Here is a 24,865-nt window from a genome sequence, read left to right as displayed (position 1 = left end):
GGGGTTTATTATTTGGAACTTGGTATTTGTGATTTGAGATTTTAACTATGATTTCGCTAATAAAAGGTGATATAACCAAGATAAAGGTAAACGCTATAGTAAACGCCGCTAATACCTCCTTACTGGGTGGCGGTGGTGTAGATGGCGCTATTCACCGGGCCGGTGGCGCCGCCATTCTGGAAGAATGCAAACAGATCAGGGCTAAACAGGGCGGCTGCGACGTTGGCGAGGCAGTGATAACCACAGGAGGCAACTTACCGGCAAAATACGTAATTCATACGGTGGGGCCGGTTTGGAATGGCGGCCATAAGGGTGAACCGGAACTGCTGGCCAATTGTTATCGAAATGCATTACGGTTGGCCATTGCCCATGGCGTTAATACCATTGCATTTCCAAATATCAGCACGGGCATTTATCGTTTTCCCAAACCGGAAGCGGCGGATATTGCCATAAGAGAAGTACAACAGTTTGTTGCAACCGATAACAGCCTGGATGAGATTTTCTTTGTTTGCTTTGATGATGAGAATTATTCTTTATATAAAGTAAGATTATAGTGAAATTGCTGATTTTGGGATTTCGGCATTTTGAGATTTAGAAAAAAGCCTGGCATAAAGAAATCCCGAGATCTCTAAATCAAAAAATCAGAAATTAATTATACGTATGCCTTTTAAAGCGCTTTGGATAACAGAAACTCAGACTGGAACATTTGAACGAAATATCGTTGACAGGAAAATCGATGATCTGCCTAATGGTGAAGTCGTGATCAGAGTGCATTATTCTTCCCTGAATTATAAGGATGCACTTTCTGCAACAGGCAATAAAGGTATTACACGCCAGTTTCCGCATACCCCTGGTATTGATGCGGCCGGCGTGGTAGAGATCAGTCGCAATGAACTGTTTGCGGCAGGTGATGAAGTATTGGTTACCGGTTACGACCTGGGCATGAACACTTGTGGCGGTTTCGGCCAATATATTCGCGTACCGGCGAACTGGGTAGTTAAAAAACCTGATAATTATACGCTAAAAGAATGCATGATCATTGGTACGGCCGGTTTTACCGCCGCTTGTGCCGCTTATAAAATGGAATTGATGAAACTGGAGCCAGGCGCTGGTCCTATTGTTGTTACAGGCGCTACCGGTGGTGTAGGAAGTATGGCCATTTCTATTTTATCAAAAGCCGGGTATGAAGTAATTGCCGTAAGCGGTAAATCGAATGCGCAGGAATATGTACAACACCTGGGCGCCACCCAGATTGAAGCCAGGTCATTTGTAAACGATACCTCCAATAAAGCATTATTAAAACCCAAATGGGCCGGGGCCGTTGATACCGTTGGCGGCAATACGCTGGCCACCTTATTGAAAGGGTGTCAACCCGAAGGGTGCGTTGTGAGTACCGGACTGGTATCGTCACCCAAGCTCGACACTACCGTGTATCCATTTATATTGAACGGCGTTAATTTATTAGGCGTTGGGTCAGCCGAAACGCCCATGGCCGTACGGCTTATCATTTGGGAAAAATTATCGACCGAATGGAACATTAAAGATAAATTACCTGTCATAGCCAAAGAAGTAACCCTCGATGAATTGAACGCTACCTATATCGACAGCATTTTACAGGGAAAAGTTATGGGCCGTATCGTTGTCAACCTCAACAACCTGTAACTATGGAGTTGTTACAGTGGAAAGTGATACAGGTGATCAAAGAAACACCTGATACCAACACATATGAATTGGAGGAAGCCCAAGGCAAACCCGTTACCTGGGATGCCGGTCAGTCAATTACTTTTTTGTTTTACCACCATGGGCATGAAATTCGCCGCTCCTACTCTATCTGTACGGCGCCGGGCATTGATAAGCACATAGCCATTACCGTAAAAAGAAAACCGAACGGTGAAATTTCACGATATATTTTGAATACCTGGCAATGGGGAACCATCGTTAGCAGTTTACCGCCCGCAGGCAGGTTTACGATTGAAACCAATGCGGCAAAAAAGCGGCATATTTGTTTTATTGCGGCCGGCGGCGGCATAGCGCCCATCCTTGGTATGATAAAAAAGACGCTTTATCACGAACCGGAAAGCCATATCATCCTCATCTACCAGAATCATGATGAACACAGCATCATTTATCACCACACGCTGCAACAACTGGCTACGCAGTATGCACACCGGTTCAAGCGCATCGACTTGCTGAGCAATCCAATTGAAGCTGAATTAAGGCCCGCCCGCCTCAACAACTGGCTGCTCGAACAGTTTATAACCACAAACTATAAACAACAAACTACAAACATATTATTCTATACCTGCGGTCCCGATCCGTTTATGCGTATGGTGCAGTTTACGTTGCGCACCCTGGGCTTTAGTGAAGACCAATTACGTAAAGAGCATTTTGTAATTGAACCGGTGCGTAAGCCGGCTTTTACGATGCCCTCAACGGCTTACAAGGTGGTATTGCATTATGCACAAAAAACACATCAACTCACTACGGCCTGGCCCGATACCCTATTGCAGGCTGCACAAAAGCAAGGCATAACCCTCCCCTTTAGTTGCAATACCGGCCGCTGCGGCACCTGTGCAGCTCATTGCCGTAAAGGTTCGGTAACTATGAGTAACAACGAAGTGCTTACCGATGCAGATCTTCAGGCAGGATTGGTGCTTACCTGTACGGGGTATGCAACGTCGGATGTTGAATTGGATGTATGAGCAAAGCCGAAAACCTAAAGCAAATATGTTTTGCGCCCTGGGCTTTAGGCTTTGGGCTAAGTCTTCTATCTGCCTTTAATTCTTTCAAAATACTTACCGGTGAATTGATAAGTGATGATCTGTTTGGTTACAGTACCGTCCTCTTTTACCACTGTGAGATGTAACTGATCGTCCTCTGTATCGTAGTAAATTAATTTCGCCGGTCTTTCAGGTCGCCTGGCTACCGTAAGAAAATTATAGGCAAACCCTAATTCATTGGCGAGCCCTTTGGTGGTTTTAAATAAACGTACCGACTCATTGACCTCTTTATCTTCAATGCAAAAGAGCTTTACGCCCTGCACCATGTCTTTTGTTGAATGCATTTCATGGTATAAGCCGATGTAATACGTTTTGGTATCTGTTTTCAGATCATATATCCGGGAATACCATTTTCCGGTTTCATCGATCTCCTGGTGGGCCAGCCTCGAAAACACTTCATTATTTGCCTTGTATTGAAAAACGGCATCAAAATAATGTTCAGGTCCGCCCAAGCCGGTATCCCAGGAATAAATGCGGAACAAGCCATCTTCAGATGTCCTGATAATAAGCCCTTCTTTTTCCAGTTCTTTAAAGTCGTAGGTAAAAGTAGATCGCTCTGCAGCAGTAAATGCCAATAACTTCGTGCGGAAAAAAGTATTGGTTTGCTTTATAGAATCAATACGGTCTTTAGCATGTGCATCGTTATAGGAAGCCCAGTATTGCAACTGCCTGAACGAGGACAATAACTCCTGTTCAATTTTCTGGGGAGATTGCGCCACCACACGGCTAATACCCGAAAAAAGGATAATTGGTATAAGCATTCGCATTCACTAATGTAGAGAAAAGGTTTCGTGAATGCAAGAGAGTTATAAGTTCGTTAGTTCATTAGTTATTAAGTTAAATTGGTTAGTTCCCGATACTCAATAACTCAATAACTCAATAACTCAATAACTCAATAACTCAATAACTCAATAACTCAATAACTCAATAACTCAATAACTTAATAACTTAATAACTTAATTACTTCAATTCTTCGCTTGTAAATGCCAGTGGTAACAGGGTGCTTGCTTTAGGGATCACATAAATTTTTCCTTCCATCCCCCCCAGTATCAGGCGTATGGGATGCCCTACACGCATTTCAAATTCCTGCAATGACTGCCGGCAAATACCACAGGGAGAAATAGGATGATCGCTGTCGCCATTGCCCGACTGATAACTGATAGCCATAGATTCAATCGGCACTTTAGGATATAACGATGATGCAGAGGCGAGCAATACCCGCTCGGCACATAAGCCTACCGGGAATGAAGCGTTTTCCTGGTTGCTGCCGGCCACAATTTCTCCATTGGCCAGTTTGGCAACTGCCCCTACATGAAAATGTGAATACGGCGCATACGCATGCTCCGTTACTTCACGGGCTTCATTGAGCAACCATGCATCTTCTTCAGACAACTCTTCTATTGACTCATACACCTCGAATGAAAATTTATATTCATCTTTTTTCATATTCTTTGTTTTGTTTTATGTCTTCAACCAGACAAAAAATCCTCCCCGCTGAGCGGGAAGGATTATTAAAGATATGAAAGTTTCTTGTTTTGGGTTTAGTTTCTGGGTTCCCTGTATTGCGCCGGCTGCTGCTATTCGATCGGGCATTCTGAAATTAACAAGACTTCTAAAAAGTGCGGAAACCACAAACCACAAACCATAAACCATAAACCATTAATGTATAGTTCTGAACATCCGGCTCCAGCGCACGCCTTTTTCCCAGCTCATCCAGATCAACCAGGCTTCCCCTACTACATGGTCTTCAGGCACAAAACCCCAAAAGCGGCTGTCCTGCGAACGATGGCGGTTATCACCCATCATCCAGTAATAGTTCATTTTAAAGGTATAGGTAGTTGCTTCCTGGTCGTTGATAAATATTTTGCCATCGCGCTCCTCCCATTTGTTGTTCTCGTACACTTTGATGGCGCGTCTGTAACAGGCTACATTTTTAGGAGTCAACTGAATAGTAACACCTTTTTTAGGGATCCACAACGGACCAAAATTATCTACGCTCCATAAAATGTTCGCAGTATCGCGTGGGAATATCCGTGGGTCGCCAATGGGTTCTATTTCGCGGGTTAAAGTTACACCCGGTATTTTCTTCAGGATCTCTACTTCCTGCTCGGTGAGGTTTATTTTGTAGCTGTTAGCGGTGCCAGGTTGAAAATCGGGTAAGCTGTTTGGCTCAGAAGTTAAACGGATACCAGCATCACGCAAACCTTCTTCCGTCAATATGGTGTTACTGGTAGTATTAACAATATATTCGGTGGCAGCGGTAGGCGAAACAAAGGCTTTCTGGTTATTTACCATCAGAATACCATCAACGATCTGAATGGTGTCGCCAGCAATGGCTACACAACGCTTAATGTAATTCTCGCGTTTATCAACCGGGCGGGTCATAATGGTATAATCGGTCCATACAATTTCCCGGGCCTTTTGTTTACTAATAGCTCTTAATTCAGCCTCATTGGCAATTTGTCCTTTTAACTGCTGATACTGCTTCATTTCCTCACTCTGCAAAATATCGTAATAAGGATCTGCCGAATCGAGTTCTTTGGTGAGCGTATCGCCTGCCGGAAAGTTAAACACTACCACATCGTTGCGTTTAACCGGGCTGGCAAACCACCGTGTATAAGGCAGGTGAATAATTTCAGTATATGATTTTGAATGCGTAACAGGCAGGGTATGATGTACAAATGGGATAGCCAACGGCGTATTGGGGATGCGTGGGCCGTAACTGAGCTTACTTACAAACAGGAAGTCGTTTACCAGCAATGTTTTTTCCATTGAGCCTGTAGGAATGGTATAGGCTTCAAACACAAAAACACGAATAAGGGTAGCCGCCACCACTGCAAATACGCCTGCATCGATCCATTCCCTCAGCGTAGTTTTTTTATGGTTCTTTACCGCCTCGGGGCCCAGGTATTTTACCTTTGGGTTCATACCGATCATGGGAAAGTACAATACCGACAACAAAGCCGCCGCCGCATGATCGAGGAACCTGAACTTACCGAACAACTTCACCATTTCAACCAGCAACCAGATGCTGATGAACCAGCCTGCTACCGGTATAAACTGCCAGTAAAACCAGTGCCTTCTTATTTTGGCAACTTTTACGATTTCCCAGGTGTTATAGAAGGGTACCCAGGCTTTCCATGCGGGTATACCGGCCTTTTCGAATAATTTGGCCAGGCCAAAGGCAGGCAATTCAACGATAAGTAAGGATATTAGTATGATTACAAACAGATCGTGTAAACTCATTATGGGGCTGTTTTATAAAAAAATCCGGGCAAAAATACCATATTAATTCTCACAGAAACAGGCCAATAACGAACATTTTGCTAAAAAACGTATAATTGTAAGCTTATGGGCATTTGTGATAAACAGTATTTCTCCAGTTGCATTAGTTGTAATATCTTACCTTTTGTTACAATACTATGAATCTCTTTTCCATCCGGGATATTGAAAACTTAACGGGCATTAAAGCGCATACCCTGCGCATCTGGGAACAGCGATATAATCTTTTCTGCCCAAAACGCAGGGAAAGTAAGCACCGTTTCTATGATTGTGAGGACTTAAAGCACCTCCTACGCATTGCCTACCTGTATAACCAGGGCCATAAAATTTCGCAAATTGCCTGTTGTTCGCCGGAAGAAATGGCTAAACTGGCATTGGAAGTAACCCCGGATATTGATAATTACGATATTTTTATAAATCAATTAACAGAGGCTGCCATCGATTTAGATCAGCCCCGGTTCGATAAAATACTGCATAACCTGGTATTACATGTCGGTTTTGAAAAAAGCGTGCTCTGTGTATTGTTCCCTTTCCTAAAAAAAATAGGGGTATTATGGCTAACCGGACAGGTAATGCAGGCGCATGCCCATTTTGCCCGCTCGCTGATCATTAAAAAAATGATGGTGGCCATTGATGGCCTGGAACGACCCGTTTATTCCGGCGGACGGCGGGTATTGTTGTTTACACCGGCAGGCGACCACCACGATATACCCGGCGCAGAATGCCAGGAATTGCCCCTGCTTTTTATGCAATACATGCTTAAAAAAGAAGGCGTTCCGGTTATTTATATGGGAAAGAATGTGCCGCTGAACATGTTGCAGCAGATCTGCAGCCAGCACCCCTGTACGCAATTGTATTTTCTCATTATCCCCAATTTGAATAAATGCGACATGCACGAGTACCTTAAAAAGTTCTCCAGCATGTTCCCCGATAAAGAGATCGTTTTTTCAGGCCCGGAAGCCTGCCAGTGCAGTTGCGATTTGCCGAATGTGCGCCTGTTGAAGACGGTTGAGGAGAAGAGGGCCTTTCTTAAAGAAGGGCGCGGGGCAATAATGAATATTGAATGATGAATAATGAATGTTGAAGTAGTGGTTTTTACTTCAACATTCATTATTGGTTATTCGAGATTTTATCTCTTCGGGACTACATACGCATGTACATCATCGGGAATAATGGTTTTACCCGATAAAATGATCAACCGCTCTACCACGTTACGCAATTCGCGGATATTACCCGTCCAGTTATGTTGTTTCAATCCCTCAAGAGCATCTTTCTCTATGCCCTTTTTAGGGATGCCGTAATCAGCACAGATATCGGCCAGGAATTTATCAACCAGTAAAGGAATATCCTCGCGGCGATCGTTTAACGAAGGCACATGAATGATGATCACACTGAGGCGGTGGTATAAGTCGAGGCGGAAATTCTTATCATCAACTTCTTTCAACAGGTCTTTATTGGTAGCCGCAATTACACGAACATCAACGCTGATGTCTTTATCGCCGCCTACGCGGGTGATCTTTCCTTCCTGAAGGGCACGCAACACCTTGGCTTGCGCGCTCAGGCTCATATCGCCAATTTCATCGAGGAAAAGCGTACCGCCGTGGGCCTGTTCAAATTTGCCGATGCGTTGCTTAACGGCTGAAGTAAACGACCCTTTTTCATGGCCGAACAATTCACTTTCTATCAGTTCGCTGGGAATGGCTGCACAGTTTACCTCCACCAACGGAGCAGTAGCGCGGTTGCTTTTTTCATGCACCCAGCGGGCTACCAGCTCCTTACCTACCCCGTTTTCGCCTGTTACCAGAATACGGGCATCGGTGGGCGCTACTTTATCAATAGTTTCCTTGATCTTAACAATACCAGCTGATTCACCAATCATTTCTTCCACCCTGCTCACCTTGCGCTTCAGCGATTTGGTTTCAGTAACCAGGTTGTTCTTATCCATCGCATTGCGAATGGTGATCAACAAACGGTTCAGATCGGGTGGCTTGGAAATATAATCGTAGGCGCCTTTTTTAACAGCTTCTACAGCCGTTTCAATAGTACCGTGACCTGAGATCATGATCACCGGTACATCAGGATTGGCTTCACGAGCCTTATCTAAAAATTCAATCCCATCCAGTTTAGGCATTTTGATATCACACAACACCACATCATACGCTTTCTCTTTAAACTTTTTAAGCCCTTCTTCCCCATCGCCGGCTTCTTCTATTTTGTAACCTTCATAGGAAAGGATCTCGCTCAGGGTTTTACGGATAGCTTTTTCGTCGTCGATAATTAAAATGTTTGACATAGTTGGTTTAACAGTCTTTAGCTATGGATAATTAAATAGAATGTTTGTCTAATTTGTCAAAAGTAATGATTGGAATGGAACCTCTTAGGGCAATAATACATAATTAGCACAGGAATCTATAAGCTAATTTGCTAAACTATTCATTTTCAGAGTAAAAATGGCAATCTTTGCCAAAACGTGGGGGACTGTTAAAAAAAGAATAAAAGAAAGGAGATTACCTAGTAAAACTACCTTGCGCGACTTATGAATACATATTATTTTGTGACATATCCTTTAAAAAACACAATTTCTAACCAAATCCGTTACTTATGAAGGCATCCGCAGTAGATGTTCGTTCTCACCTGTCATTATCTAAAGTTATTACCCGTTTAGCACTTTTAGGTGGATTAATTCTTGGAGGCATGTATGGTTTGTTAACCTTATGCTCCTCTGTATTGAAAATATTTCAGTAAGCTTTTTTATTATTATCCAAAGCAAGCAAGACGGCCGGACGAAAGTCTGGCTTTTTTATTAGTTACCGGTTACCAGGCGCCGGTTTCAAGTAAGCGTTCAGCGTTTTGCGTTCAGCCTTCAGCGTTAAGCGTTCTGCCTTCTCCATAAAAAAAACTGGCTACAGCTTATGCTTACGCAATTTGCTATAGCCAATTAATTTACAGTATATTCAGTAGCGTGGAAGCAGGCTGTTGGCTCGTTGCCTCTTTGCCTTTTTATTTCTTCATATACATAACCTCTTTCACCAGTTTTACCGTGCGTTCAACGTTCGGTAAAGCGGCTTCAACCAGGTTCGCAGCATAGTGCAGCGGCGCATCAGCAGCAGTTATGCGGCGGATAGGCGCATCCAGGAAATCGAAACCTTCTTTTTGAATGCGGTAAGCAATCTCAGAAGATACTGAACACATGGGCCATTGCTCTTCTACGATCACCAGGCGGTTGGTCTTTTTAACGCTCTCGAGGATTGTTTGCCAGTCGAGCGGACGAATAGAACGCAGGTCAACCACTTCAGCGCTTACCCCTTCTTTTTCCAGTTCAGCGGCGGCGCCCAGCGCTACTTTCATCATTTTATTGTAGGAAACAATGGTAACATCGCTACCTTGTTTCTTAACGTCGGCTTTACCAATTTCAATAATGTACTCTTCTTCAGGAACTTCGCCTTTATCGCCATACATGACTTCGCTCTCCATGAACATTACCGGATCCTCATCGCGGATGGCGGCTTTCATCAAACCTTTGGCGTCGTATGGGTTAGAAGGAGAAACTACTTTAATGCCCGGAATATTTGCGTAGTAGCTTTCAAAAGCAGTAGAGTGCTGGGCACCCAACTGGCCGGCAGAACCGTTTGGCCCGCGGAAAACGATAGGACAACCAATTTGTCCACCGCTCATCGCCAGCATTTTTGAAGCTGTGTTTAAGATCTGGTCCAATGCCAGTACGGCAAAGTTCCAGGTCATGAATTCAACGATAGGACGTAAACCGTTTTGAGCAGCACCTACCGCAATACCGGCGAAACCGAGCTCGGCAATAGGGGTATCAATAACTCTTTTAGGGCCGAATTCTGCCAGCATACCCTGGCTTACTTTATAGGCGCCATTGTATTCAGCTACTTCTTCACCCATCAGGAAAACCCGGTCGTCTCTTCTCATTTCTTCACTCATAGCTTCGCGGAGTGCTTCGCGAAATGCGATAGTTCTTGCCATTCTGTATTCAGTTTTTAAAACCCGGCAAAATTATTGGTTGAAGAGCATAATAACAAATTGCCGGGCAATAATAAATTAAATGTCTAATAGACAGAAAGTCAGGCTGAACCGCAAAAAGCCCGCGGCTGGCTGATTTCAAACCAATTCAGGCAGCTAACTCATGGATTTTTTTAATTATCTGAAGTAAAAAAGAGCATATTCTGCCTCCTGACTTCCAATTCCCTTCCTCATTCCTCGTTTTTAATTATTCCCCGTCTTTTCACCCGCCCAATCCGTCCACACGTCAAAGTAATTTTACCCGCGGAAACCAGGAAACTAGGTTTGTAGAAAATTAGCGGTATGCAACCTGTTTCTACCCGTCAGGCTTATCTAGACTGGCTACGTATTTTATCGATCCTCGCAGTTTTCTTTCTTCATTCATCCATGGCATTTGTGGCAGAATGGGAATGGCACCTTAAAAATAAAGAGACCAGCAACCTGCTCATGGAATTCAACTTCTGGCTTGGCCGCTTCAGAATGCCGTTGCTGTTTTTCATTTCTGGCACCGTAACGTATTTTATGTTGAAAAGCAGAACCACTGGAAACTTCATCGGTTTACGCTTCCGGCGGCTATTTATCCCATTGTTATTCGGAATACTGGTGATTGTACCACCTCAGGTTTACATGGAAAGACTGGCGCAAGGCTTTAAAGGGAACTTTGCCGACTTCTACCCTAGTGTTTTTACCAGTGGCGTGTACCCGGCAGGTAATTTCAGTTGGCATCACCTGTGGTTTATTGTTTATCTTTTTTTGTACGACATTTTATTGGCGCCGGCATTCAAATGGAGCATGAGCGAACGCGGCAAACAACGATTGTCATTCTTTAACAAACTGGCAAGCCGTAAATGGATCTATCTGCTGATAGTGCCAAGTGTAATTGCCTATACCGCCATGAATTTATACTTTCCCGAAACGCACGACCTGATACATGATTGGGGCCGGCATGTATACTGGATCTTTTTCTTAATAACAGGCTTTACCTGTATCAATTTTCCCGCTTTGATGGATAGTCTTGAAAGGAACCGCCGCATCTCTCTTCTGCTGGCTTTTCTGAGCATTATCCTTATCTATTACTTACGCTGGAACCATATGGAGCCTTATCAGGTTATCGCCAACGTGCGAAGCGACTGGCGTACATATGCGTATATAGCGCTATATCCGCTTACTGCCTGGAGCTGGATCTTCACCGCTATTGGATATGGCAAACGATATCTGAATAAAAAACACCGCATACAGAATTATATAAACAAAACCGTATATCCGTTCTATATTTTACACCAGACAATAATAGTGGTTGTAGTATTTTATGTAATGAGAACCAGCGATACGGTACTAAGCAAATTTGTATTCACTTTTATTATTTCCTTTGCGCTGATAATGTGTATTTATCATTTGTTCATCAGGCCTTATTCCGTAATGCGTTTCCTGTTTGGGATGAAACCGAAGAAAAAAGAGATAAAGCCTGTTGTTGAAACTGGCGGTAACACTGTACAGGAGAAAACGGTTGAAATAATACAACCGGCCATTCAAATATCGTAAATTACAAATGATGAAATGGTTTTGGAAATATGTTTTCCCGGGTTTGTTTGGCTTGTTTATCTACGCCAATATACGGGTGATCAATGATACGGTCGCGCATTTCCGGTTCTGGCGACGCGATTGGATGATCACTGCCATTGAAGTTATCTTTTGTATAGGCACAGGATATATAATGCTATTTGCATTTGACAAACTGTTTCAACGGTTTGATAAAAGATTACAACACACCATTAATTTCAAAATAATATTACAGGAACTGGGCTGGGTAATAATAATTACAGAGGTGACCAACAACGCCATATTTACCCCCGTGGCAGCGCTGACTGACGACGGCTTAAGCTGGGGCGATTTTGCCACTATCAATATAATTCCCCTATTATTTTGTTTGGTGTACTATACGGTGGTTCGAAGCAGCAAGCTGTTACAGGCCTATGTAAACAATAAGCTCTTACTCGAAAAAATGACCAATGACCATTTGCAAACAGAGCTCAAGTTTCTAAAAGCGCAATACCACCCACATTTTCTATTCAATGCGCTTAACACCGTTTATTTTCAAATGGATGATAATGTAGCAGAGGCAAAGAAAAGTATAGAGAAGTTTTCCGAACTATTACGGTACCAGTTGTACGATCAGCAACAAACCGTACCGGTAAACCAGGAGCTGCATTACCTGCATAACTTTATCGATCTGCAAAAAGTAAGAAGCTCCGATAAATTGCAACTGCAGGTGCATTTTGATCAGGCATTGAATAGCGAGCAGATCTATCCCCTGCTGTTTTTGCCGCTGGTAGAAAATGCGTTTAAATATGTAGGGGGTGATTATTGCATCACTATTGAAGCCCGCAAAGAAAATGACCGCATTTGCTTTATGGTTGAGAACTCAATACCAATAGAAACAGCATGGATAAAAGAGAACAGTTCACAGCCCCGGAACGGAATTGGACTTGAAAACCTGCAACGAAGGCTGGAATTATTATACCCGGCAAAACATACCTTTACTGTTGTAAAAAAGGATACCAGCTTTTTTGCACAAATACAATTACAAGTACCATGACGCCAACCATAAAATGTATTATAACCGACGATGAACCATTAGCCCGCAAAGGACTACAAGGCTATATTGATAAAATTGATTTCCTGGAACTGGTTGGCGTTTGTGAAGATGCGGTTCAATTAAACTCGTTATTAAAGCAACAACCAGTTGACCTGCTTTTCCTTGATATAGAAATGCCCTATGTTACCGGAATTGACTTTTTAAAAAACACCTCCCAGGCGCCGAAGGTAATATTTACAACCGCCTACGAGCAATACGCCATCAAAGGCTATGAACTGGATATATTGGATTACCTGTTAAAACCCATTTCATTCGAGCGATTTTTAAAGGCAGCCAACAAAGCCTACGATTACTTTGCAGGAGCCTCAAGCAAAGACACCAACTACCTGTTCATTAAAACCGATAACAAACTGGAAAAAGTTAATTTTCATGAGCTGTTGTTTGTGGAGGCCATGGAGAATTATGTAGCGCTGTATACACCCGATAAAAAACTAATCACCCACTCCACCTTAAAAGCTTTACAGGAAAAATTACCGGCAGGCCAGTTCATACAGCCGCACAAATCATACCTGGTAAACATCCAATGTATTCAATCCATCGAGGGCAACATACTGCACGTTGCCAACAAGTACCAGATACCCATTTCCAAATATCAGAAAGAGGAGATGATGGAGAAGATTGTAAATAATAAGTTGCTGAAAAAGTAGGTTATCGCAAATTTCTACAACCTACTTCCATTCAAATACTTTGGCCTGGAGGACTTAGGCACTTTTTGCCTTCAAGGAAAATGGCCTGCCTGATCTGCTACAAAAAAAATCGGCAATTGTATAGCCCGCTTTTAATCTGCACTCTTTACTAACCGATGATTCCTTTCATTGGGAAACGTCTTTTTGCGGGTGTCCTTTACTACCAATAACTTTTCATCCTGCAATGGACGGTAAGCATAATCGTAACAGTAATAATATTGTTCACTCTCTTTGGTCGTATAATGTTCGGTGAAGTATTCAAATTGATAACCCTTTTCAACCAGTTTTTGCTTATCGATCACCAGAACTTTCTTTTCCAGCGCCGATAGCAATTCCTCCAATATCCGCCGGTTCTTACGCAAAATGTTATTGATATTCCGTACCAATACAGTCGCGTCGCTGTTTAACCGATTATTGTAATTATTCCGGCATGAATCGTCGCAGAATTTCTTATCAGTACGGCCTTTAATAGGCTTCTCACAAGCCAGGCAGTTTTTAACAGTCATTATCAAAGGTTTAGATGGCTATTAAAAAGGGAAAGTACAAAAAATAGTCGTTTATAAACGACAATAAACGTTTATATCCGAATACAAATGCATAAAAACCGGTTAACCGGATAAAAAGCCGTACATCTTTGTGTTGTCAATCGAACGGCGCCGGATAGACTGAAATAAATTAATAATCTTTAAAACTTACAGTTATGTACGCAATTAGAAATAAAGTTCAGCTAATAGGAAACTTAGGCCAATTACCTGAAATACGCACTACTGAAAACGGTAAAAAAGTTGCCCGCTTTTCAATAGCAACCAATGATACTTACCGCAATTCCAAAGGCGAAAGAATTACCGAAACTTCCTGGCATAACGTTATAGCCTGGGGTAAACTGGCAGAAATAGCAGAAAAATTCTTAACTAAAGGCAGAGAAGTAGCTGTGGCCGGCAAGCTGGTGCATCGCCACTACACCGATAAGAATGGCATAAAACGTTATGTTACTGAAGTGGTGCTGAACGAATTGCTCTTGCTGGGCGGCGGTAAGCCTCAAACCGAATACGTAGAGCAGGAAGAAGACGCGCTAACTGAAGCATAATGTTTTCGGTGTAGTTGAGTGCTTGCCGATGTTGTGGTGTTGTATATGGTGTTCATATTGGGCGGTAAAATCCAAAATCAGCATAGTGCAGCTTGTAATGTCATGTGAAGCGTACAATTTCTGAAGAAGAGCCGCACCAAAGCCCATGTTGAACGCTCCATTCAACCCGCAAACCGGGCAGCATCGCAAATGATCTCTGAGCTTGTTAAGCCATGTTTAGTATAAGTGTATGTTTTATGGTGTACTATGAAGTGCTCATCCTGGGGTGCCAAAATCCAGGCTTATGTGGGTAACTTGTCGATGTTGTGTGTAAACCCGCTGATCTCTATCGGCGGGTTTGTTATTACAACATCTTTTTCATAAGCCAATCTGTTTGGGCATCATTGCCTAACATAAATACATGCTCGCTGAATTTTTCAAATCCCCATTTGGTATAAAAAGCAATGGCTCTTTGATTATTCTCCCATACACCCAACCAAATGATCCGGGCGCCTCTTTGTTGTGCAAAATTTACGCAATGTTGCATCAGGGCCTTCCCCACTCCTTTGCCTATACTTTTCTGTACCGCATATAAACGGGCTAATTCAATGGCGGGTCCTTCTTCGGTTAAAATTGGACTAGCCGTTTCCCGCATTCTCGCATACCCCACCACTTCATCTCCATCGTAAGCCAGTAAAAAAGTATTTCCCGCAGCACCCACTTCTTCCATCAGCTTTTGCCTGGTGAACCGCTCATTCAAAAACTTATCCATATCCGCCGCTGTATTCTCCGCAGCAAACGCATCATAAAACGTTTGTCGGCTTAGATCGGCAATCAAAGCCGCGTCTGCGGTGGTAGCTTCTTTTATTCTGATCTCATTCATAATGCAAATGTATTGATGAAGCCTCATTTATAACGGTGTTGACCTATATCATTTTTTCCTGACATATATTCTTTGTACCTTTTATATATCCTTTTTCTATATCCACTCCCTCCCTATCTACGACCTTCTTCAACAATTAAATTAAACCCAAAACATTAAGACATGAGAAAACTCTTTCTCTGCTGGTTACTGATCCCTTGTATTGGCACCAGCCAAACTAAAAATGTTGTAAGCACATTCAGAGCATTCCCCAAACCCGACAAAGTTGTTGAATTTGAAAAGGCGCTTACCTCACATGCGCAAAAATATCATACCGGTGAGTGGAAATGGCGCACATATGAAATCATCTCCGGTCCCGATGCCGGCGGCTATCATGTAACGGAAGGCCCAAACAGTTGGGCACAGCTCGATGAACGTAAGGATATCAGTAAGGAACATATGACCGACTGGAATACCAGTATTTCGCCGTTAACAACCGGACAAGGCTCACAAGGATATGCCTTTTACCGGGAAGAATTAAGCTCTGTTCCTTTACTCGACTTTTCCGAAAAAATGGCCATTCTGCATGTTTTTCCAAAACAAGGCTATGGCGATACTATTGTTGCTTTGCTGAAAAAAATAAAAGTTGTGTGGCAGAAAAGCAACGAACCCGTTGCCGTTTACCAGGCTTCCGGTTCCGGCCCCACCCAGTACATCCTGGTATTCCGTTATAAGACCGGTTGGAAAGAAAGAGACCCATCCTTTAGAAAGCCCTTTATGGAAAGATATAAAGCAGAATACAATGAAAGCGGTTATAAAGATTACCTGGCAGTGATACAGCAATTTGTTGAAAGCAGCTGGTCAGAACTACTCTCTTATCGGGCTGATCTCAGTTCAAAATAAATAAACAAGCCCTCCCACCTATCGGGAGGGCTTGCTCTTATATAAAAACTGTTGTCCTATACGCGTTCAATAACCATAGCCGATGCGCCGCCACCGCCATTGCATATACCAGCAGCGCCATATTTACCATTATTTTGTTTCAACACATTGATAAGGGTAACAATGATACGCGCCCCGCTACACCCCAATGGATGTCCCAATGAAACCGCGCCACCATGTACGTTTACTTTAGCAGCATCCAGCTTCATGCGTTTGGTATTTTCAATACCTACCACGGCAAATGCCTCGTTCAATTCCCAAAAATTGATATCGCTCATTTTTAACCCGGCCTTGGCCACCGCTTTTGGAACAGCTAATGCCGGAGTTGTTGTAAACCATTCCGGCGCCTGCTCTGCATCTGCGTAAGAAATAATTTTTGCAATAGGTTTCAAACCCAACTCCTCCGCTTTTTCTTTGCTCATTAACACCAATGCAGCCGCACCGTCATTCATTGTACTCGCATTGGCAGCAGTAACCGTTCCTTCCTTTTGAAAGGCAGGTTTCAATTCAGGGATCTTATCAAATTTTACATTGAAAGGCTCTTCATCTTTGAAAAATTTTATGGGGTCGCCTTTGCGTTGCGGAATTTCTACTGGTATTACTTCTTCGGCGAATTTCCCTTCGGCCCAGGCTGCCTGGCTGCGCTTGTAACTTTCAATGGCAAATGCATCCTGGTCGTTACGCGAAATGCCGCATTCTTTGGCGCACAATTCTGCTGCATTCCCCATTGCCTGGCCGTTGTACACATCCGTTAAACCGTCTTTAGCCAGGCCATCAATTAAATTGCTGTTTCCGTATTTATTGCCCCAACGCAGGCTGTCAACATAAAACGGCACATTGCTCATGCTTTCCATTCCACCGGCTACCACAATGTCGGCATCTCCCAGGGCTATGCTTTGTGCCGCCTGGGCAATAGCCTTCATACCACTGGCGCAAACCTTATTTACAGTGGTACAATTCACTTCATCGGGTAAACCGGCAAATTTAGCGGCCTGCCGGGCAGGCGCCTGTCCAAGATTAGATTGTATCACACATCCCATCAACACATCCTGCACCTGGTTAGGTTGCAGACCTGCTTTCTCCAAAGCAGCTTTAATAGCGATGGCGCCCAGTTTTGTAGCAGAAAAATCTTTCAGGCTGCCGCCAAAACTACCCATGGGTGTTCGCACGGCTGAAATAACATATACTTCCTTTTTATTCATATAGTAAGTTCTTTTAAGATGCGGTTCAAGATTGAAAGGACAAAGATATAGTTTTGCTAACAATCGTTAGCTGACAAAATTCCAAAAGTCAAATTCCAGGATATTAAACCAATCAAATTGTTCAAGGGCAACACAGGCCGGCAAAAGGCAGGCATTCACTACTCACCATAATTCCCAATAAAAAACCCCGGTTTTTACCCGGGGCTCGTGATATTTTTTTCCCTTTTTACATTTCTGTATCCAGCATTCTTATCAGCTCTTCTAAAAAAGTGTTAATTGCCGGAAGGAAAAAATTATCGCTCGTAATAACTATTAAAAATATTATGCCAGTCCTACTCCATAGCTTTTACCAGTACGGGAAATGAATAGCGATCAGCCCAGGACAGATTTTGTGTAGAAAAATTTCTTCAATTAGGCCGCTTCTTCAACAAAGCAGCTACCAGGTATAAGGCTTCCGTAAATTCAAGGTGAAAAACCAATATAATTCAAGGTTTTAGGGTGGCACAGGTTTTTGAAACAATAATAATAAGACAACACGTAAATAATAGCAGTTTGGCATTTATCGATCGCTGACCTTTTTATTCATTAAAAAACATATTTATGGAAACGAGGCCTTCTGAAATGACAACCTTAACCGAAGTATTGGAGAAGTTGAGACAACAACATAACGATAATGAGTTTAAAATTTCCAAAGATAAATTCACTACCACCAATGGTAAATTTTATAAACCGGAAGACTTAACCATTATTAAGACCTATCGTTTTGAAGGTGCCTCCGATCCGGCAGACTCTTCTATCGTTTACCTGATACAGGCAAACGATGGTACTATGGGTTATACTATGGATGCATATGGCGCCTATACTACCCATGAAGAAGAGAATTATGACGACCTCATAAAGAGGATCCCGGTGCAGGAACGTGAAGAACAAGCTATCTTTTCTTAATGCATTTTTTTGAAAATTGTTAGTACAGTTTGAACCATTTCCTCATTTATTAATTCAAATATTGCAGGTATGGAAGAATTGCAAACAAAAACGATGGAACTATCGGTAAGTGGCAAAACCATTTCCTGCCAGATCAAGGAAAGGGATTTTGGCGATTTGATCGTATTCGATGTTTTCTCAGATGACAATTATCTTTTCACCCTTACCCAACAAGGTGATGTATTGTTCAACGAATATGAAATGGGACATCAAAAAAACATTATGGATCCCCGTCAGTTGAATATTTTAATAGAGATGGTAAAAGAAAAAATTGAATCCGATCCAGGCTAGCCCCTAATACCAAACCGTGGATTTCATCTACGCCTGTTTACGTTATGCTGGCTGAGTGCTTGCGTACATCAGATTTATTGACCCCTGCTTTACTGTTAAAATATCAGAAACTATAAAAGGTTACCAAATGCATGTAACTTCATGCACTAATTTATACCTGCATGTTGCATAAACATTATCCCAAATACCTGGCGATGCTATTTTGCCTGTTCACCACGCTATACACACAGGCACAACTGACGTACCCCTACCCGGTTAAAAAATTCAACATTGTTTTAGAGAAAAAGCCTGTCCAGATTGCCTATATGGATGCAATGCCCGATTCACCAAGGCACAAAACAGTGTTGCTTTTTCATGGCAAGAATTTCAATGGCTATTACTGGAAAGATGTAATGGCCTTTTTAGTGAAAGCCGGTTTTCGGGTGATCGTACCCGATCAACCTGGCTGGGGCCTTTCTGATAAACCGGAACTTCATTACAGCTTTCATTTGTTGTCCTATGCAATGAATCGCCTGCTCGATTCCCTGCATATAGATAAAGTATACCTGGTTGGCCATTCCATGGGGGGAATGCTGGCTGCCCGCTTTTCCATGATGTATCCGCAGAAAGTTGAAAAATTAGTACTGGAAAATCCTATCGGACTGGAAGATTACCAGCGCTTTGTTCCCTACCAAACTTTAGATCAGGTATACCAAAAAGAAATAAACGCCACCTACGAATCGTATAAAAAATATCAGCAAACTTATTATCCGCAATGGAAGCCCGAATACGAGCAATATGTACAGGCCCAGGCGGATGCGCTTAAAAACCCTGAATTTCCCCGCATTGCACGTATTAATGCCATCACGTACCAAATGATCTACGAAGAACCCGTTTGTTACGAATGGGATCGCATTACTGCCCCTACTCTGTTGATCATTGGTTCGGAAGACAGAACCGTTGTTGGGAAAGCCTTGTTAAGTGAGGACGATAAAAACAAATATGGTCAATATCCCGCGCTGGCGAAGAAAACAAAAGAGCAAATTCCCAATGCCTTATTATTGGAATTACCCGGCATCGGCCATATTCCGCACATACAGGATCTTGGGCAGTTTAAGCAGATTTTGCTGACCTTTCTAAAATGAAGAATGAAGAATGAAAAACAGAGAAATATAGATAGGGTAAGACTAAGCTGCCGGGGCGTGCATTTTGCATTAGCATTTTGCATATTTCAATTTGCTGATAGCGGATTTCGAATGAGGCGAATAACCAAAAACCAGAAACCACAAACCAGAAACTGAAAAGATGGGCCTAACCACGTATAAAAAGAAAAGATCATTCAATAAAACGCCGGAGCCGGAAGGCAAAAAGAAAGCAACTTCCGGTGCACTGAGCTTTGTTGTTCAAAAACATGATGCTTCCCGTTTGCATTATGATTTCCGCCTTGAAATGGAAGGCGTGCTGAAATCCTGGGCCATTCCCAAAGGCCCATCGATGAACCCTGAGGACAAACGGCTGGCCATGATGGTGGAAGATCATCCCTACGATTATAAAGACTTTGAAGGCATTATTCCGCCCGGCAATTATGGCGCCGGCACTGTGATCGTATGGGATGAAGGTACTTACGAACCCATGGAATTTGAAGAAGGCGGAAAAAAAGCAGAGAACCACCTGCTTGGCCAATTACGAAAAGGCGACCTCAAGATCCGGTTACACGGAAAAAAACTAAAGGGTGATTTTGCCCTGGTACATATAAAAAGCAGTGAAGACAATGCCTGGCTGTTGATTAAAAAACGCGACAAATACGCCTCTACTTCAGATGTAACCAAAAAGAATAAATCTGTTCAATCGGGTTTGAAACTGGAACAGGTAGCCAAAGAAAGCACCAACGTGTGGGAGAGCAACAAGAAATCAACTGCTAAAAAAAGCAGCGCTGCTAAAAAAACAATATCTGCCAAAGCGCCCGCTAAAAAATCGTCCCAAAGAACGACTGCAACAAAAAAGCAGGCGGCTAAAAAAAAAGTCCCCGCCGCAATAGACAACCTCATTAAAAAAGGTGAACGCCGGCCAATGCCTTCAGGCATTATTCCCATGCTGGCAACCCTCACTGATGAACCGTTTGACGATAAAGACTGGGTATTTGAAATAAAATACGATGGGTACCGCGCCCTTTCCTACATCAACGGAAACGATGTTACCATCATGTCGAGAAAGAACCTTTCTTACAATCAAAAATTTTCACCGGTAGTAACAGCTTTACAGGAATTGGAATTGGAAGCTGTTATCGATGGTGAGATCGTTGCCCTCAATGAAGCCGGCAAAAGCAAGTTCCAGTTGTTGCAGCAATGGCAAAAGACCGGTCAGGGCGAACTGATTTATTATGCATTTGATCTTTTGTGGCTCAACGGTTATAACCTTATGAACCTGCCTTTGCATGAACGCAAAGAAATATTACAGCAGGTCCTTCCGGAACATCCCCTGGTCAGGTACAGTGATCATATTGAAAAGAAAGGCAGTCAATTTTTTGAGGCTGTCACACAACAAGGACTGGAAGGTATTATAGCCAAAGCCATCGATAGTACTTACACCCCAAAGGTACGTACCAAACAATGGCTAAAAATTAAAGCCAATCAACGACAGGAAGTAGTGATCGGCGGCTTTACAGAAAGCCGGGGTAGCCGTAGTCATTTTGGCGCATTGGTATTAGGCGTGTATGAAAACAACAGATTGAAATACGTAGGTCATAGCGGATCCGGTTTTACTGAACAATCCCTGGAAACCATTTACAAAAAACTGAAGCCTTTGGTTACAGCTACTTCGCCCTTTGAAAAAAAGCCAAAGACCAATATGCCCTGTACCTGGGTAAAACCGGTGCTGGTTTGCGAGGTCAAGTTTTCTGAATGGACAAAAGATAATATCCTGCGGCAACCTATTTTCATGGGATTACGGGAAGACAAAAAAGCGAAAGATGTACATAAAGAAAAAGCGGTTCGCACCGCTACCGCTGTAAAGGAAGGAGAAGAAGAAAGCGCATCACAACAACGAAGCCAAACCACTAAAAAGATGCAAACAAAAACAGCTAAAAAGAAAACTGCTTCCGGAAACGCTAAACGCAGAACGCTTAACGCAGAACAAAAACCTTCAGCCAAAACGACGAAAAGTTTTCTGAATGACACCGACAAGGAACAGGTTATCATTATCAACAAAAAGGAATTAACCTTTACCAATCTCGATAAAATATACTGGCCGGCTGAGAAGATCACGAAGCGGGATATGCTGAATTATTATGAACGCATCGCGCCCTATATGCTGCCTTATATGAAAGACCGGCCGCAATCGATGAACCGCTTTCCCAATGGTATAAAAAAGCCCAGCTTCTACCAAAAAGATGTAACCGGCAAAGTAGCCGACTGGATCGAAAAGCACGATTATGTAAGCGAATCCGACGGAGAGAAAAAACAATACCTGGTATGTACCGATGAAGCCTCGTTGCTATATATGGCTAACCTGGGCTGCATTGAAATGAATCCCTGGCACAGCACTACCAGGAAACCTGATAACCCTACCTGGTGCGTCATTGATCTTGACCCGGGTAAGATCTCTTTTGATAAAGTGATTGAAGCCGCGCAGGTTGTTAAAGCGTTGGCCGATGATCTGGAAATAGATACGTATTGCAAAACATCCGGTTCAACCGGCTTGCATATTTATATTCCATTAGGAGCGATATATGACTACGACCAATCGAGACAGTTAGCCGAATTGCTGGTTACGCTTGTTTACCATGAAATACCGTCGTTTACCAGCCTGGAGCGTAGTCCGGCCAAAAGAAAAAACAAGATCTACCTGGATTATTTACAGAACAGGTCTATACAAACTATTGCAGCGCCTTATTCATTACGCCCCAAACCTGGCGCAACAGCATCTGCGCCCTTGCATTGGGAGGAAGTAAAAAAAGGCTTAAGCATACAGAACTTTACCATTGATAACATGTACGACCGGGCAAAAGAAGTAGGTGATATATTTAAACCGGTATTAGGCAAAGGCATCAATCTGAAAAAAGTGCTCAGCAAGATCAATGACATGCAAAGCGAATAAAGTTTCCCCAATTTAAAAACTTATGAACATCCCTTAGCTCGATTTCCTGACCTTCTGCGGCATTTTCTGCGGCTGGTTCAAAATACTTTTTACTATACTGTGTGAAGTATGCAGGCCCCGTAACTGCGTTTCTAAAAGATAATGCAGGTCGCCGGCGGGTAACTGATCGATCGCCTTGCTGTAAATTACCTGGATGGCTTCTTCACCCTGCTCGCTGCTTTTCAGCATGTCGTAAATATTAGGACCAGAAAAAGAAACACCCATGTTTTTCCAGTGGTTATACAAATCACCAAACGTAAGCTGCGGTAATGGCTTTTTAAATGAGGGATGGTTGTATTGAAACTGCTCCAGGTATTGGCGGAGCGCAAAACTGTTTTGACGGCTTTGATTGGCCAGTAATGCAAATGTGCCTCGTAATTCCAGGTTAAAAATAAAATTCAGAAAAGATGCTTCTTCATAAGCCTTAGCCCTTTCGCGGTTAATGGTAGAAAGGTCATTCAAAATTTCCGCTATTTGTTGATATTCCACAAGCGTGAGGTTTTGATGAATTAATAAAAAATCATTCCGGTATCATTCTGGCAAACGTTAAATTCAATTCCTTAAGGGCGGTTGAAAACACACGAATAGGATCACTACTAATTTAATGAATTTTTTCCAAGGAAGATGCAGTGAAATGAGAAATGAAGAATTAAAATAGAAAATAAAAGTAGAGGACCATTTCACATTTACGGCACCCGGTTCACAAAACTGTATTTCTTTTTTTATTCTTCGTTTTTAATTTTTCATTTTTAATTTCCATCAGGATGCCGTCTTTCTACGACCTCCCCCTTTCTCTTTTTTCCCCAGGCTGGCTTTCAATTGTTCCATAAGATCCTGTGATCGTGAATGCACCACGCGCAAAGTGGGTTTTTCAATTTTCTTGCCCTTTGCTTTAAGCCTGATCAGCTTCATTAGCTCTGTTGAATAAGTATCTTTAAAATGTGAAATATCGAATTCACCAGACAATTGGTTAATCAGTGCTATGGCCATTTTCAATTCCGCCGGATTGCTTTTCGTTTCTTTGACCTCCAGTTCCGAGGTATCGCGTATTTCTTCCCCAAAACGTATCTTATTCAACACCAGTATATTTTCATGCGGCTTTATCAAACAGATGCTTTCTTTGTTCCGCAATACATAAGTTCCCAGGCCCACTTTACCGGTTTCTTCCAGGGCATCACGCAACAGGTTATACGCTTTTACCCCATTCTTTTCCGGCGCCAGGTAATAGGGATTTTCATAATACATCGTATCTATTTCCGTTTCATCAACAAACTCTGTAATGTTGATGATCTTGTTCTTTTCAGGCCGTACCTTTTGAAAATCTTCTTCAGTGAGTACCACATAATGGCCATCTAAATTATAACCACGTACAATATTCTCCCAGGCAACCTCCTTACCTGTTTTTTCATTAACACGTTTGAATTTGATATTGGAGTGGTCCTTTTTATCAAGCATATCCAGGTCAAGCTCACTGGCTTGTACGGCGCTGAATAATTTTACGGGAATATTTACTAATCCGAAACCGATGGCCCCGGTCCAAATGGCTCGCATAAGAGATTTTTTAGTAGTGCTGAAACAATTATGCCAGTGGAGAATTCCCTTACATGAGTAGTATTTATATTTTGTGCTTACAAACCCGTTCCGAACTGCTGATTACATTGGTAAGGCCATTATTTCCGGCGAAACGCTGCAAATGGGTATTTTTTTGCGCAGAAGGATTGCTTTTCACCATTTAAATAATTCATCGGGAGAAACTTCCAGCGCCTTGGCCAGTTGTACAATAGTGAGTAAAGTAACATTTATTTCGCCGCGTTCAATTTTTCCGATATCGCTGAAGTCAATAGAACATTCGTGCGACAAAGTACGCAAGCTAAAGCCCTTGTGCTTTCTGATCTTCTTTAAATTACCGCCAAACTTTTTTAAGGTCTCTTTGTCCTCCCCTGCTTTCATTATAGATGATTAAACAATGGGGGTAAGA

General features: G+C 42.6%; 24 protein-coding genes. 13 read left to right on the top strand and 11 right to left on the bottom strand.

The window, feature by feature from the left end; all coding sequences use genetic code 11:
* Positions 1 to 47: 47 nt before the first annotated feature.
* The 3 genes from FAM09_RS27225 (at position 48) to FAM09_RS27215 (ending at position 2,702) form a co-directional block, all read left to right on the top strand.
* Positions 48 to 554, top strand: a complete 507-nt coding sequence (locus FAM09_RS27225) for an O-acetyl-ADP-ribose deacetylase (RefSeq protein WP_136580332.1) — start codon at positions 48 to 50, stop codon at positions 552 to 554.
* A gap of 106 nt (positions 555 to 660) precedes the next feature.
* Positions 661 to 1,662, top strand: a complete 1,002-nt coding sequence (locus FAM09_RS27220) for a YhdH/YhfP family quinone oxidoreductase (RefSeq protein ID WP_136580331.1) — start codon at positions 661 to 663, stop codon at positions 1,660 to 1,662.
* 2 nt (positions 1,663 to 1,664) lie between these two features.
* The gene (locus tag FAM09_RS27215) at positions 1,665 to 2,702 is read left to right on the top strand and encodes a flavin reductase family protein (RefSeq protein ID WP_136580330.1); all 1,038 of its coding nucleotides are present in this window, start codon (positions 1,665 to 1,667) and stop codon (positions 2,700 to 2,702) included.
* 65 nt (positions 2,703 to 2,767) lie between these two features.
* Here the strand turns inward: FAM09_RS27215 and FAM09_RS27210 are convergent, their stop codons facing one another.
* The 3 genes from FAM09_RS27210 to FAM09_RS27200 all read right to left on the bottom strand — a co-directional run bounded on the left by FAM09_RS27210 (position 2,768) and on the right by FAM09_RS27200 (position 6,026).
* Positions 2,768 to 3,541: a hypothetical protein gene (locus FAM09_RS27210; protein ID WP_136580329.1), complete on the bottom strand. Its 774-nt coding sequence runs from the start codon at positions 3,539 to 3,541 to the stop codon at positions 2,768 to 2,770.
* A gap of 199 nt (positions 3,542 to 3,740) precedes the next feature.
* Entirely contained in the window at positions 3,741 to 4,226 is a 486-nt protein-coding gene (locus tag FAM09_RS27205) for a cytidine deaminase (RefSeq protein WP_136580328.1), read from the bottom strand.
* A gap of 213 nt (positions 4,227 to 4,439) precedes the next feature.
* On the bottom strand, positions 4,440 to 6,026 hold the full coding sequence (locus FAM09_RS27200) for a S26 family signal peptidase (RefSeq protein WP_136580327.1): 1,587 nt from the start codon (positions 6,024 to 6,026) through the stop codon (positions 4,440 to 4,442).
* A 176-nt stretch (positions 6,027 to 6,202) separates the two neighbouring features.
* Between FAM09_RS27200 and FAM09_RS27195 the strand changes: the two genes are divergently transcribed.
* Positions 6,203 to 7,129 carry a MerR family transcriptional regulator gene (locus tag FAM09_RS27195; RefSeq protein ID WP_136580326.1) on the top strand — a complete coding sequence of 309 codons (927 nt, stop codon included), beginning with the start codon at positions 6,203 to 6,205 and terminating at the stop codon, positions 7,127 to 7,129.
* Between the two features lie 62 nt (positions 7,130 to 7,191).
* Here FAM09_RS27195 and FAM09_RS27190 read toward each other — a convergent pair whose 3' ends face one another.
* Positions 7,192 to 8,355: a sigma-54-dependent transcriptional regulator gene (locus FAM09_RS27190; RefSeq protein WP_136580325.1), complete on the bottom strand. Its 1,164-nt coding sequence runs from the start codon at positions 8,353 to 8,355 to the stop codon at positions 7,192 to 7,194.
* A 707-nt stretch (positions 8,356 to 9,062) separates the two neighbouring features.
* Positions 9,063 to 10,049: a pyruvate dehydrogenase complex E1 component subunit beta gene (locus tag FAM09_RS27185; protein WP_136580324.1), complete on the bottom strand. Its 987-nt coding sequence runs from the start codon at positions 10,047 to 10,049 to the stop codon at positions 9,063 to 9,065.
* A 339-nt stretch (positions 10,050 to 10,388) separates the two neighbouring features.
* Here FAM09_RS27185 and FAM09_RS27180 point away from each other — a divergent pair, with 339 nt between their 5' ends.
* From FAM09_RS27180 to FAM09_RS27170, 3 genes are read left to right on the top strand one after another with little or no spacing between them, the layout of a single operon-like run.
* Positions 10,389 to 11,627, top strand: coding sequence for an acyltransferase family protein (locus tag FAM09_RS27180; RefSeq protein ID WP_136580323.1), 1,239 nt, complete (start codon positions 10,389 to 10,391; stop codon positions 11,625 to 11,627).
* Between the two features lie 7 nt (positions 11,628 to 11,634).
* Entirely contained in the window at positions 11,635 to 12,681 is a 1,047-nt protein-coding gene (locus tag FAM09_RS27175; protein ID WP_136580322.1) for a sensor histidine kinase, read from the top strand.
* Positions 12,678 to 13,388, top strand: a complete 711-nt coding sequence (locus FAM09_RS27170) for a LytR/AlgR family response regulator transcription factor (RefSeq protein WP_136580321.1) — start codon at positions 12,678 to 12,680, stop codon at positions 13,386 to 13,388. The genes FAM09_RS27175 and FAM09_RS27170 overlap by 4 nt, the downstream gene beginning before the upstream one ends.
* A 131-nt stretch (positions 13,389 to 13,519) precedes the next feature.
* Here FAM09_RS27170 and FAM09_RS27165 read toward each other — a convergent pair whose 3' ends face one another.
* On the bottom strand, positions 13,520 to 13,933 hold the full coding sequence (locus FAM09_RS27165; RefSeq protein ID WP_136580320.1) for a hypothetical protein: 414 nt from the start codon (positions 13,931 to 13,933) through the stop codon (positions 13,520 to 13,522).
* 194 nt (positions 13,934 to 14,127) lie between these two features.
* Between FAM09_RS27165 and FAM09_RS27160 the strand changes: the two genes are divergently transcribed.
* A complete protein-coding gene (locus tag FAM09_RS27160; protein WP_136580319.1) occupies positions 14,128 to 14,514 on the top strand; it encodes a single-stranded DNA-binding protein in 387 nt (128 codons plus the stop codon).
* 343 nt (positions 14,515 to 14,857) lie between these two features.
* Here the strand turns inward: FAM09_RS27160 and FAM09_RS27155 are convergent, their stop codons facing one another.
* Positions 14,858 to 15,376: a GNAT family N-acetyltransferase gene (locus FAM09_RS27155; protein ID WP_166437282.1), complete on the bottom strand. Its 519-nt coding sequence runs from the start codon at positions 15,374 to 15,376 to the stop codon at positions 14,858 to 14,860.
* 162 nt (positions 15,377 to 15,538) lie between these two features.
* Here FAM09_RS27155 and FAM09_RS27150 point away from each other — a divergent pair, with 162 nt between their 5' ends.
* Positions 15,539 to 16,258 carry a hypothetical protein gene (locus tag FAM09_RS27150; protein ID WP_136580317.1) on the top strand — a complete coding sequence of 240 codons (720 nt, stop codon included), beginning with the start codon at positions 15,539 to 15,541 and terminating at the stop codon, positions 16,256 to 16,258.
* Positions 16,259 to 16,314: 56 nt separating this feature from the next.
* Here FAM09_RS27150 and FAM09_RS27145 read toward each other — a convergent pair whose 3' ends face one another.
* Positions 16,315 to 17,499: an acetyl-CoA C-acyltransferase gene (locus FAM09_RS27145; protein ID WP_136580316.1), complete on the bottom strand. Its 1,185-nt coding sequence runs from the start codon at positions 17,497 to 17,499 to the stop codon at positions 16,315 to 16,317.
* A gap of 600 nt (positions 17,500 to 18,099) precedes the next feature.
* Between FAM09_RS27145 and FAM09_RS27140 the strand changes: the two genes are divergently transcribed.
* From FAM09_RS27140 to ligD, 4 genes are all read left to right on the top strand, one after another.
* Positions 18,100 to 18,444, top strand: a complete 345-nt coding sequence (locus tag FAM09_RS27140; RefSeq protein WP_136580315.1) for a hypothetical protein — start codon at positions 18,100 to 18,102, stop codon at positions 18,442 to 18,444.
* Positions 18,445 to 18,513: 69 nt separating this feature from the next.
* Positions 18,514 to 18,774: a hypothetical protein gene (locus FAM09_RS27135; protein ID WP_136580314.1), complete on the top strand. Its 261-nt coding sequence runs from the start codon at positions 18,514 to 18,516 to the stop codon at positions 18,772 to 18,774.
* A 161-nt stretch (positions 18,775 to 18,935) separates the two neighbouring features.
* On the top strand, positions 18,936 to 19,898 hold the full coding sequence (locus tag FAM09_RS27130; protein ID WP_136580313.1) for an alpha/beta fold hydrolase: 963 nt from the start codon (positions 18,936 to 18,938) through the stop codon (positions 19,896 to 19,898).
* Positions 19,899 to 20,058: 160 nt separating this feature from the next.
* Entirely contained in the window at positions 20,059 to 22,848 is a 2,790-nt protein-coding gene (gene ligD / locus FAM09_RS27125; protein ID WP_136580312.1) for a DNA ligase D, read from the top strand.
* Positions 22,849 to 22,881: 33 nt separating this feature from the next.
* On the opposite strand, the gene FAM09_RS27120 is transcribed toward ligD, so the two are convergent.
* The 3 genes from FAM09_RS27120 to FAM09_RS27110 all read right to left on the bottom strand — a co-directional run bounded on the left by FAM09_RS27120 (position 22,882) and on the right by FAM09_RS27110 (position 24,837).
* Entirely contained in the window at positions 22,882 to 23,376 is a 495-nt protein-coding gene (locus FAM09_RS27120) for a hypothetical protein (protein ID WP_136580311.1), read from the bottom strand.
* A 270-nt stretch (positions 23,377 to 23,646) separates the two neighbouring features.
* Entirely contained in the window at positions 23,647 to 24,438 is a 792-nt protein-coding gene (gene ku, locus FAM09_RS27115; RefSeq protein WP_136580310.1) for a non-homologous end joining protein Ku, read from the bottom strand.
* 174 nt (positions 24,439 to 24,612) lie between these two features.
* Positions 24,613 to 24,837, bottom strand: coding sequence for a helix-turn-helix domain-containing protein (locus FAM09_RS27110; RefSeq protein ID WP_136580309.1), 225 nt, complete (start codon positions 24,835 to 24,837; stop codon positions 24,613 to 24,615).
* Between the last annotated feature and the right edge of the window lie 28 nt (positions 24,838 to 24,865).

This window comes from Niastella caeni, assembly GCF_004834005.1.
Taxonomy (GTDB): Bacteria; Bacteroidota; Bacteroidia; order Chitinophagales; family Chitinophagaceae; genus Niastella; species Niastella caeni.
The sequence above is the reverse complement of the archived record's forward strand: the minus strand, read 5'-3'. Positions and strand labels throughout refer to the sequence as shown.